The 10,612-nt window shown below is 66.4% G+C and carries 11 protein-coding genes; 3 read left to right on the plus strand and 8 right to left on the minus strand.

Annotated elements, in window-relative coordinates; all coding sequences use genetic code 11:
* Positions 1 to 242, minus strand: a 242-nt coding sequence (locus tag Mth01_RS28485) for a hypothetical protein (protein WP_204019056.1), incomplete at its 3' end; no start/stop codon positions are given.
* A gap of 239 nt (positions 243 to 481) precedes the next feature.
* Between Mth01_RS28485 and Mth01_RS28490 the strand changes: the two genes are divergently transcribed.
* Positions 482 to 667, plus strand: coding sequence for a hypothetical protein (locus Mth01_RS28490; RefSeq protein ID WP_204019057.1), 186 nt, complete (start codon positions 482 to 484; stop codon positions 665 to 667).
* On the plus strand, positions 664 to 1,422 hold the full coding sequence (locus Mth01_RS28495) for a hypothetical protein (RefSeq protein WP_204019058.1): 759 nt from the start codon (positions 664 to 666) through the stop codon (positions 1,420 to 1,422). Before Mth01_RS28490 ends, Mth01_RS28495 begins: the two co-directional genes overlap by 4 nt.
* A 67-nt stretch (positions 1,423 to 1,489) precedes the next feature.
* Here Mth01_RS28495 and Mth01_RS28500 read toward each other — a convergent pair whose 3' ends face one another.
* From Mth01_RS28500 to Mth01_RS28515, 4 genes are read right to left on the minus strand one after another with little or no spacing between them, the layout of a single operon-like run.
* The gene (locus Mth01_RS28500; protein ID WP_204019059.1) at positions 1,490 to 4,624 is read right to left on the minus strand and encodes a coiled-coil domain-containing protein; all 3,135 of its coding nucleotides are present in this window, start codon (positions 4,622 to 4,624) and stop codon (positions 1,490 to 1,492) included.
* Positions 4,621 to 5,853: a helix-turn-helix domain-containing protein gene (locus Mth01_RS28505; protein ID WP_204019060.1), complete on the minus strand. Its 1,233-nt coding sequence runs from the start codon at positions 5,851 to 5,853 to the stop codon at positions 4,621 to 4,623. The genes Mth01_RS28500 and Mth01_RS28505 overlap by 4 nt, the downstream gene beginning before the upstream one ends.
* The gene (locus tag Mth01_RS28510; RefSeq protein ID WP_204019061.1) at positions 5,846 to 7,114 is read right to left on the minus strand and encodes a hypothetical protein; all 1,269 of its coding nucleotides are present in this window, start codon (positions 7,112 to 7,114) and stop codon (positions 5,846 to 5,848) included. The genes Mth01_RS28505 and Mth01_RS28510 overlap by 8 nt, the downstream gene beginning before the upstream one ends.
* Complete coding sequence (locus tag Mth01_RS28515; RefSeq protein ID WP_204019062.1) at positions 7,111 to 8,529, minus strand: Wadjet anti-phage system protein JetD domain-containing protein; 1,419 nt, start codon at positions 8,527 to 8,529, stop codon at positions 7,111 to 7,113. Before Mth01_RS28515 ends, Mth01_RS28510 begins: the two co-directional genes overlap by 4 nt.
* Before the next feature lie 393 nt (positions 8,530 to 8,922).
* On the opposite strand from Mth01_RS28515, the gene Mth01_RS28520 reads away from it, so the two are divergent.
* On the plus strand, positions 8,923 to 9,090 hold the full coding sequence (locus tag Mth01_RS28520; protein WP_204019063.1) for a hypothetical protein: 168 nt from the start codon (positions 8,923 to 8,925) through the stop codon (positions 9,088 to 9,090).
* 11 nt (positions 9,091 to 9,101) lie between these two features.
* Here Mth01_RS28520 and Mth01_RS28525 read toward each other — a convergent pair whose 3' ends face one another.
* The 3 genes from Mth01_RS28525 to Mth01_RS28535 form a co-directional block, all read right to left on the minus strand.
* Positions 9,102 to 9,458, minus strand: a complete 357-nt coding sequence (locus tag Mth01_RS28525) for a hypothetical protein (RefSeq protein ID WP_204019064.1) — start codon at positions 9,456 to 9,458, stop codon at positions 9,102 to 9,104.
* On the minus strand, positions 9,455 to 9,724 hold the full coding sequence (locus tag Mth01_RS28530) for a hypothetical protein (RefSeq protein ID WP_204019065.1): 270 nt from the start codon (positions 9,722 to 9,724) through the stop codon (positions 9,455 to 9,457). Before Mth01_RS28530 ends, Mth01_RS28525 begins: the two co-directional genes overlap by 4 nt.
* A 101-nt stretch (positions 9,725 to 9,825) precedes the next feature.
* Complete coding sequence (locus tag Mth01_RS28535) at positions 9,826 to 10,515, minus strand: DUF2637 domain-containing protein (RefSeq protein ID WP_239090077.1); 690 nt, start codon at positions 10,513 to 10,515, stop codon at positions 9,826 to 9,828.
* Positions 10,516 to 10,612 lie beyond the last annotated feature (97 nt).

The following is a 10,612-nucleotide window of genomic DNA, read 5'->3' on the forward strand; positions in this document are numbered from 1 at the left end:
AACTTCCGGTCCGCCACGAGACCAGACGACAGGGCCGGCCGTACACCCTGGTGCTGACCAAGACCGATGCGCTCTTCGAACGAGAGCGCCTCACCCGCGAGCGCGGCGAAGCCGACCTGGCCTGGCTCGGCGAAGAACTGGAAAGTTTCCCTCTGATCCGGCCATACACAGCAGGCAGCCGCTCCACGCCCCGAACCACGCCGGCCGAGCTCTTCCGATACCCCTGCTCGGAGCAGTTCCATGACGCGCATCGGGCAGGTCCAGATATCCCCGGACGGCCAGGCAATGCTTCCGGCACCGCTCTCTGCGCTAGCGCATCGTCCACCACCTCTCGCAGGCCCGAGCGTACGGCTTTCGCTCAGCCCGAGCAGCGGGTACCTTTGGGTACTGGAGGTTTGTCGTGGCTGGTTCAAATGTGGCACCACTGAAGGTGGACTCCGAAACCGATCGCCTGATCTCGCACGGGGCTCACTTCCTTCACGTGACGAAGAAGGAGTTCGTGGCGCAGGCAGTACGGGTGTACCTCAAGGTCCGACAGGCCGAGCTGCATGCGGCCATGCAGGAGGCGATGGCCCAGCTGGACGGGACCCACGCCTCCCGGGTGGCACTGGTCTCCGGACTGACCAAGGAGCAGATCGAGGAGCTCGGCGGCGTGGAGGAAGGATGAACCCTGCCCGTCCGACCATCCGCTGCCTGCGTGAAGATCTCGGAATCGCCAAGCTACCGCCTGCTCGTGCAGCTCTGGACGAGATCGACCATCCACTGGTCCACAAGGCGTCCGCTCAGTTCGCCGGGGAAACCGCCCGGGAACGCATCGTCTCGGTGGACGACAACGTCCTGTTCAAGGTCAAGATCCAGCGCTGGCGGGGAGCGGTGTGGCCGGACAACCGCCGCCCGTGGCTGGTGGCAGCCGGACGTCGCGAGGACGGCAGCCCGGACGACTTCTATGCGGCACTCGCCGAACGAGCGCGACAGGCCAGGAAGACCTACAACAGCTCGCACACGCCGGCACTGGCCACTGACACCTACACAGACGAGTTGCTTCCTGGCCCGCTGGACGACGCTCGCCTACGGCTTGAAGAGGCCGAACGCAGCGTCCTCCGGATGGAGTCATGCGTTCGGACTCTGGTCGTCCAGGCCCTGCTGACCGGGCACGAGCAGCGGGAGGATCTTGCCGGTTACGCGCTCGCCATCCTGGTCCGCGCTGACGAAGGGCATGAAACCTACGTAGGCATCCGCGTCATCGGCCAAGTGACCATCGCCGATCAGGCCGCCATCCTCGACGCGGTGCCCGGCTGTGATCGCGACAGCTGGTATCCCGATGTCATGCCTCACCGCGATTTCGAGTCGGGCGAGGTGATCTGGTCCAACCTCATGGACCCCCAAGCCGCCGCAACGCTCCTGGCGGAAGCGTCCTCCTAGCGGATTGAGAAGGGTCAACCTTACGGAATCAGCACCAAAGCCGATTTCTACGTTTCGACGACACTCGTCACGTGGACGAGCGAAGCAGCTCCTCTGCAGTGAGCTCCACTCGGCGGGCATCGGCATCGAATCCAAACATCCGCGTGGGCAGGTTGAGGTAGTCGGATTTCGAAGGGTAATGGAAGTAAAGGATCTCACCGCAGACCGGTGCCACATCTTTCATGATCGTGTCCTGGCAAGTCCCGAGAACAGTAATCCCGTGCGCCGCGGCGACGGTACTGATCGCGGCCAGGACTTCCCGGCGGTGCTCTTGGCCCAGGGAGTCACCGAGCTCATCGAGGATGAGGAGGCGTCCCTGTGCATTGGGGGCTGCAAGTAGGGCGGCGAGGACGAGGTTGATGGAGAAGAGCTTCTCCTGGGCTGTGTTGGTGACGGTGTCGTAGGGCAGGAGCGGCCCGTTGGGATTACGGCGCCAGCGTGGCGTTACCGCGCATCTCCAACTGTGGTCAGTGTCTGACGGAGGGTCGATCTGGTAGAGCAAGTCGGCGCCGAAGCCTTCGGCGTCGTGATCGAGCTTGTTGAGCGCTGCGGCGATGTTGTCGAGGGCGCTGGTGACGCGCTGGGTAATGACGGCCTGAGTGTTGCGGAGCTCCTCGCTCAGAGCCGCAACGGAGGCGGCGATGAATTCGTGCTCACCCTTGCGAGTTTTGCGGACAGCGGCAACGTCGGGCTCTGCCGCGGCATCGGCGGCCTCGGTGTCAGTGAGCCAGTCCGACAGGGCTCGCAGGACTGCTTCGGCCCTCGCCTCCAGGTTCGTGTCGTCCATCTGTACTGCGCGCGCAAGTGCGCTGGTGGGATAGCCCTTGGTTCGGGCCTCAAGCTGCAGGATGCCGCGGCAGGCCTCGATCGAGCTCATGGCGGCCATGCGGAGCTGGCCGACTGGTCGACGTTCCGATGGCTGCCCGTCGGCCCCGGTAGCCTGCGGCTGCGGAGCCTCAGTGAGCAGTTCGTCGTAGTCCTGCGGGAGCCACTCGGTTGTCCAGTTCAGGAGGAGACGGGCTGCTTCCTCGTCGCCGCCGAAATCGGCTTGGGCCTGCTGGACGGCGCCTTCCTGGGCCGCCGTAGCCAGCTCGGCCTGCTGGGAGCCGAGCTCCTTGACCAGCTTGTCGGTACGGTCGATCTCTTGCTCCAGGAGACTGATGCGCTCCTTGCGGCCGGTCACGGCCGCCTTCGCGTTCGCCCAGTCGCTGTTGGCCTCGTCAAGCTGGGTCTTCAACTGGGGCAGAGCCTCACGGATCTGCGTGAGTGTGCTCGTTGCTGCCGTCTGACGCTCGAGGAGTTCCGGGAGTTCCTCGGCGGCCTTGGCGTAGGTGAGTTGGCTCTGCGTGACGGTGATCCGCGTGTCGAGGTGCTGCAGTTGCTCGGTCGCCTTGTCGACTTCGATACGAGCCGCGTCCCTGCGCTCACGCAGGTGAGCGCATAGTGCTTCGCGTCCTACCACGGGGGTGGGGAAGGTGCCAATGATGTGCACGCCGAGGGCGTGCATGGTCGCGTGCGGGGGCTCCTCGGTCCAGGAGTTCCGTTCAGACAAGGCGTGCAGGAAGCCACGCGCTGCGGCGGGAGCCGATTGGATGCCAGGCGGCAACGGAACGACCAGGGTGTCAGTCTTGTCCTCGTCGGGCTGGAGGTCCGGGGAAGTGACCAGCACGGCGCCAGGGAGATCCTTGAGTGCCCCAAGGGCGTCGGGGAGAGCGGTGTGGGGCACGCAGACAGCGTCCCGCCATGGATGCAGGGCCGCCTCCCAAGAGTCGCGGGACTGGTCATCAACTTCGATCTGGTCGTGGAGCCCCACAGCGGTAATGCCGACGTCGCCGAGGATTTGTATTATTTGGCCGACCAGTCCCGCCTGGCCTTGTTCGGCCTTGTGCAGCTCCTCCTCGTGGAGCTTCGCGTCGCGCTCGGCGACACTTCGATCGAGTTCTGCCTTGGCCTTGAGGTTGGCGAGCTTCTCCAGCCGAACCGTGAGTTCGGTCGACGACTCACCAGCGTGACGCACACTGAGAGTACGCGCGTTCTTCAGTGCCTCTTCCGCCGTCTTGAGCTCCGAGTCGGCGGTCGATTCCTTGAGGCGGGCGGCGAGCCACGCCTGATCGAGGCGGTCCTTCTCGGCGTAGGCCAGGTGTTCGGCCTGCTCGAGTTCCCTGGCGTTGCTGTAGAACTTGTGCTCCTGGCGCAGGGACCACGCGGTGTCACGAGCCTTTTGAAGTCGTTCCTCGGCGGCCGGTAGCAGTGCTTTGGCACTGCGCATCCGCGCGGTTGCGTCCAAGACCCCTCGCGCGAGTGATGCTTCTTGGTCGGCTTCGGCACTTCGGACCTTAGCGCGCAGGTCAGCACGCGTGGCTACCGCCCTCAGGATCTCGTCCTCACGCACGAGATCTTCGGCGTGTTTTTCGAGCGCGCCTTTGTATTCGGCCTGCTTCTCCTCCAGTTCACGGCGCTGCTTCTTGTCTCGCTCCAGGACGCTGGACCGCCCTGACAGAGTGATCAGTGCGTCACCAATGCGGTCGGGGGAGTAGGTCGCTGCCTCAAGCTTGAGGAGCGAAGGCCGCGATCGCACCTGGCCGCGTGAGGCAACATAGGCCAAGACTTTTGGGGAGCGGCCGTACAGTCGTGCTGAATACTCGCTCGACCCGAGCGGCTCGCTGCCCAACTGCCGGTAGAACTCCGGTGCCGCGTCGTGGCGCTCGTTGTCGGAGCCCTGGGTGAGCAGGTGGACCCCTGCTTGGTGGCGGACCTGGATGTGCGGCTTGTCGTTGCTGATCTGCAGCCAGACCGTGTGCGGGCGTTCGCCCGCTGGGTCCGCGAACACGCCCACGATGTAGCCGCGGTCCGCCCCGCCGACGAGGTGAGCGGAGGCGCCAGCGATGACAGGTTCGAACAGCAGGCTGGTGGCGTTGGCAGTGCCGTTGCCAGTGACCTGCCACTCGGGATCGCCCAGGAGAAGCGACACTGCGGCCAGGAAGCTTGTTTTTCCGGATTCGTTGGAGTCTTTAGGGCCACGCCCAGTGACAGCGATAAACCTTCCGGGGGTAAGAACCACCGGGTCGCTGGTGAGCCGGGCGATACCGAAGGTCTGCACCGCGAGGAGTTGGCGGGTTCCGATGATCCCGGTGGGCGCGCTCAGGTCGGTATCGGTGGTCATACAGCCTTCTGGGGTGATGTGGTGGTCTGACTGGCGGCACGACGTTCGGCGATGGCTCGGGCCAGGTGGCCGCCTGGTCGGCCCGCGAGGATCAGGTCCTCCCATAGCGCGGCCACGCGGGCGGGGCTCAAACGCTGCAGGGCGGGACCCGGGATGTAGTTGCCGGGCCCCTCGGTGTCCACCATCCCTGCCGACCGCAGGCTACGCAGAGCCTGCCGGATCGCGGTCTGGGTCAAGGATCGGTTTCGAGCCAGTTCATTCACAGTGACGGTATGCCGGGTGATGTTCCATTCCGGGTGTGCATGGCGTCCCTGCGCGCGTGGGAGCGCGACGGTGTGCACGAGTACCAAAGCGAGGACAGCGCGTTCGGTACGCGTGAGCGTGCCGATGCCAGCCGAGGCGAGAGCCTCGGCGACCGGGTCCGGGTATCCGGTGGTCCACATGCCATTCGAGGTGCGGACCAGGCACCTCCCCAGGCCGGCCAGCATCTGCTCTACTCGCATTCTCGTCTCAGGGTCGGCCAGCGCCGCGACGCATCGAGGGGTGAGCGGCCTGCGGGCGGCCTCCAGCGCCGTAACGATGCTCCGAGCGATCTGATCACCTCTCAGGTCCGCGGGATGTTCGGGCTCGGTTAGGTCCAGGGGTGGCGGTACCCGAACATCCGGAACCGGTTCAGGCTGCGGGCTTGCGGGCACATCGGGCAGTCGGTGGTGGCCCCGGCGCAGCATGGCGACCACCGGGCCGGGCAGGGCCGCCGCAGCAGGCCCGAGATAGAGGAGTCTGCCGGAGGCCGCGATCAGGCCGTGTTCGGGCAGGACTCGCTCCAGCGCAGCGGACACCGTCTCCCTGTGGGCACCGAGCCGCGTGCAGGCGGCCTCGACGCGAGCGGCGGTAAACGGTTGGCCTGGATACAACGGCAAGGATGGATCCGGCCACGCCGCCTTCAAGCACAACGCCCACACCAGCGTCACCACGCGGGACAGCGATGCCGGAACCTCAGCCCCCAGATGCTCCTCGCTCGGCGCGTTTCCCGCCGGCCACCCCAAACGAAGGGTGGGCTGTGTGGCCCCGGCAACGCGCAGCTCCAGCAGAGCGCGGCCAGCCCGCGCCGCGGCCTCGGCGGCCTGCCATGTGGCCGCCGAGTCGCGCGGAGCCGTGACCTGGCCCTCGGCGCGTATCGCGGCGATCAGGAGAGCAGCCCTAGCCAGGGCGGCGTCTTCGTCAGGCATCACTGTGATCCAGGTCGACGTGAAGAGTGACTTGGTGTAGGTAGGTGACACTAGCTGCCGGATCGACGCGCACTGGGATAGCGATGTCCGTTCGGTAAGGGGTCAGCGGGTCCGCGTCGATGTCTAGAAGGTCCACTAGGAGACGCGCTGCTGCCGGCCAGCCGTGCTCCTCAAGGACCGAGGTGATGTCGGCCTGCGCCCGGTGGGCGAGCAGGTCTTCCATCAAAGCCTGCTGCCGCACCCTCTCAAGGTCATCCGCCGCCTCCAGACCGCTGAATGGGTCCGGCTGATTGCCTTGCCCAGAATCGGGCGGGGCAGGGCGCGCCTTGTGCGGGCGTACGGGGGCGTATGAGGCAGCAATATCCACCACCTCCTGCCCGTCCAGCCACAACGGTGCCGCATCCGCGACCAGGCATTCACCGAAATGCCCGAGACGGTCAACGCCTGCGGTCCGGGCAAGGTGGAGATACTCGGCGGCTGTGAGGATGTCCAGGCTCAGGCTGCCGCCACCGTGTTCGAGGATCTTGCCGATCGCCGCCAGCAGTTCCTGGCGATAGAACTGCGCCGCCTCGATCAGTGCGGTGGCGGCATCCTCAAGGACCAGGTGTCCGGAGAAGGCCTTGGTTACCAGTTCATTCAGCACAGTCACCTGGCGGGTGAAGTCAGTGTGGTCATGACGGCGCTGCGCGACGATCAGCTCCGCCGGGGTGGCGGTGGCCACTTGACGCTGCAGATCCAGTGCGAACACCATCAGGCCGTGCCGGCAGGTCCGCAGCTCCTGCAAAACAAGAGCCGGATCAGGGTCTTCACGTTCCAACAGCTCGCGCGTGCGATCCAGCAGGCCGATAAGCTCATCCACTCCGCCGTGCAGCGACAACCGCTCAGCCGCAATCGCCCCGGCCAGCCCTGCCGGCCGCATGACGTACCGATCCTGATGGGCCTTGAGCACGTACGGCTCCAGGAAGCTCATGTCGATCAGCAGACTTAGCCGCGAGTCGAGGACCGGTTCCGGCCACCCCCTCCCCGAGGGCCCTAACAGGTCGCGCAACTGGGCGCGTGTCAGGCCGCTGAGGGCGGCGTGCTCCGCGAACACCGCCACCACGTCCCCGGCCAGCCGTACAAGCTCAGGGTCCTTGACCACGACCTCCCGGTGAGCGGCCAGCGGCGCCATGAACGCGCGCCAGTTTGTCAACCGCTCGGCTGGCGCGAGTAGTGCCTCCCCGTCGTCAGTGTCATCCCAAGACAACTGGATGGCGCTCACCGCCGCGGCTCTGACGCGGCGCGGCTGCCTACAAGCGCACAGCCTGGATTCAGGAGAGGTTCAAGGAGCTCGGGCAGGCGGGGAAGTACTGAGGTATACAAGGTCTCCTGCTCCAGCGACTCACCGCTCTTGGCAATCGCAAGTGCCAGGTCCCGAAGCGCCCCGTCGACCCTGTTAGCAAGATCGGCCGCCAGCTTCATGTCGCGTACCTTTTCCCGCTCGGGATCTTTGCGACGTCGGTACGGGCCCGCTCGCCAGATCTCCGCGTCCATCCCCACGGCGTGCACCGACCTGCCAAGCCTGCGCGTGAGGTCGTGAACGATCCCGATACCGTCGGCGTCCAAATCACACCAGGCAGCGATCGGCCGCGGCGCGAGCCACCCCAGCAGTGCCACTAGCTGGTCGCGGGCGTACCCGCGCCCCCATACACACAACCAGTGAGACGTCAATTCGGGGAGCCGACGGCACACCTGCCCGAAGGTGTCGGAGTTCTCGACCACCAGCACGCCCTCGGCAGCGCACTCCGCCTCCCCCAGCAGCCTCAGGCCCCGGGCTGGCAAACCCACCCACGGTTCGGCGACCGCTGCGTCGGCCGCAACCTCGCCTATGCGCCATGACAGCGGTCCCTTTATACGCAGGTCGGTATCCTCCTCTCGCACTGCCTCCTCGAACTCCATCCCGACCAAGTTCGCAAACGCCACCTGCTGCTGCCCGGTCCACCGCTTGGATCCTCCCAGTGCCAGCGCGGCGAGCTGCTTGAGCGTCACTTCCTGTTCACCTGCGGCACGCAAAGCCCACCACGTGGCGGCAGCCCTAATCGCGGCTTCATACACCGACCAAGCTCGCGCTCCACTCCGGCTTCCCTCAGGAACCACCAATTTGGCATCGTCCGTCACCGCTGCAAGCAGTCCGCGCTCCGCCGACAACTGCTCCACCGCTTCCATCAACTCCAACAGCTCTCTGCGAGCACGCCGTGGCTCGCGGGAACCGCGGAGCTGGGCGCACCGCTCCTCAGCCTGCTCCGACCACGACTGCGACAGCCGCCAGTGCACCGGACGGCCCAGTGCCATTAACTCATCCACCTCGTAGCGCAGCACGACGGCGCCGCAGCGAACGAGGGCCGCCGCCACCTCCTCAGCCGTCGGCCCGAACCGCCGGGCCACCGACCCCCAGGCGCGACGCTCCGCGCCGAGCACCCACAAAAGATTCGCATCCGATAGTTCGACCGGCGACTCGAACAGCGCGACCTGCTCGACAGGGACCAGGTCAACCTCGGTGACCTGGAGACGCCGGCGCCTGTCGCGCGGCAACCGGTCCTCACCATCCCGGCGGACCGGAACGGTGACCGCGCGCAGCCCCGCTGGAACCCCGTCCACCGCAACCGGCACACGACCGTGCGACTCCCCGAACAGCAACCTTGGTCCCGGGTACACCCTCTGGCCCACCAGACCCCCTTCGCCCGCGACCTGGAGGCGCTAGCAGACGCGAACCGGGGTCAGCCGCCGGGACCTTAGCTTGGCGCTGCTCGATCCGCACAAGCAAACCGGCATCACCCAGGGCACCTCAGCCCCCGAACCTCTACCAGCCCAACCTGCCGCAACCGCCCACACCACGATCCGTACACGACAAGACATCAAGAGTAGTGAGTGTGCGCAGGAATTGCGCAGGATATACAACATTGGACAACGTCTCATATTCGAAATCCCAGGCCGCCTGCTCGCGTAGCTCTGGACGAGATCGACCATCCACTGATCCACAAGGCGTCCGCCCAGTTCGTCGGGGAAACCGCCCGGGAGCGCATCGTCTCGGTGGACGACAACGTCCTCTTCAAGGTCAAGATCCAGCGCTGGCAGGGAGCGGTGTGGCCGGACAACCGCTGCCCCTGGCTGGTGGCAGCCGGACGTCGCGAAGACGACAGTCCGGACGACTTCTATGCGGCGCTCGCCGAACGAGCGCGGCAGGCCCGGAAGGCGTAGCTCTTCGTTGGTCAGCCGCGTCGAGCGGCCAGGTCCTCGATGCGGGCCTGGATCAAGGGGAGGATCTCGGTCTCGGCGCGGCTGGTGGAGGCGATGAGTACGTCGGGGTTGAGCTTGCGGTGCGGGATGTGGGCGAGCTTGTCGCGCAGGGCGATGGGGCCGCTGAAGGCCTGAGTGACCACGCCCCGGGAAGCCTGCTTGAGCATCTCTCCGAAGGTGAGCATGGCGTAGGCGAGAGCGAGCAGGCGCTCCTCGCCGGCCTTGGGCGCGCCGTCGCGCGCGATGCCGGCAGCTCGCGCGAGGGCGGCCTGGGCATCGGTGAGACGGGTCAGCTCCTGCTGCTCACGGTCGCTGATCGGGACGGTCACGCGGCGCCGCGCATGCCACCGAGTGCTTCGCGTTCCTGGACGTCGACCCCGGGACCGCGAGGGACGACCTCGACGGTGGCGCCGAGGAGGCCTGACGCGTCGGCCTCGAATGCCGTGACATCGAAGTAGGTACGGCCCTCGTCCAGGCTGGCCACGAGTTCGCCGGGCTCGCCGCTCAGCGTAAAGGAGTGCAGCCCGTACTGTCGGCCCAGCTGGCGGATCGTAGCCGCGTTCGCATGCAGTGTGGCTGCGGTGGCGGCCTTCATCGCGCATCCTCTCCTCTGCACGCTCCGGTGCGGCAAGGCAGGTCCTGATGGGGGACACCACCCGCCAATGTCAGTGTATCTTGGGCCAGCAGCGCGCAGCATCAGCTCAGCTCGCCGGCGAGGCCGGCCTTCTTGACCAGGCGGCCCCATCGGGAACTCCGGGCGAAGGCCTGGGCGATGGCCACGCCGCTCGGGAGGTCTCCGTCTGCCTGACGGTTCTGCTGTGCCCACCGCCAGGCCACTCGCTGCAGCACCCGGCCGTTCCCGTCGTGCTCGACAGGCAAGTCGGCGTCTCCCTTCTGATCATCTTGTGGCTCAGCAGGGTCGGCTTCCGCGTCGGCGGCAGCAGGATCGGGATGCAGAGCCGAGAGATCTTCAAACTCTGCTCGCTCTCCTGCGAAACGGCGGATCTGGGCCATCAGGAGTTCGTAGCTGCCGATCAAGGCCAGGGATGGCCAGGCGGCGATGATGCGGCCGATCAGGCTGGGCTCGGCGACGGCGACGTTCGCGCCGAGGCTGGCGAGGCTGCCGACCACGAGGAGGCTCCAGGCTAGGAGGCCGCCGCGGGAGCCGTACCAGTTGGCCAGAAGGATGGACATCGAGGCGACGACGATCAGGCCGTCGACGGCGAGCGGGATGAGCACCGCCGCCAGGTGGTCCTCACCGTGGCGCAAGCAGAGTTCGTGCATGTGGCGGAACGAGACGACGGCAGCGATCGCGGCCAGTAGGAAAACACCGGCGATCGTCGTACGCTGGATGCGGTGGTCTGGCCGGGTGAGATTGGTGTCCACAGCCGCTCACCTCTGCGCGAGCAGGAGGCGGGTGGTGAGGGCGAGGGGATGTGCAATTGGTTCGCCTCCCCCCTCGGACACGCACTCTGGTACATGC

This window comes from Sphaerimonospora thailandensis (assembly GCF_016863115.1).
In the GTDB taxonomy this organism is placed as follows: domain Bacteria; phylum Actinomycetota; class Actinomycetes; order Streptosporangiales; family Streptosporangiaceae; genus Sphaerimonospora; species Sphaerimonospora cavernae.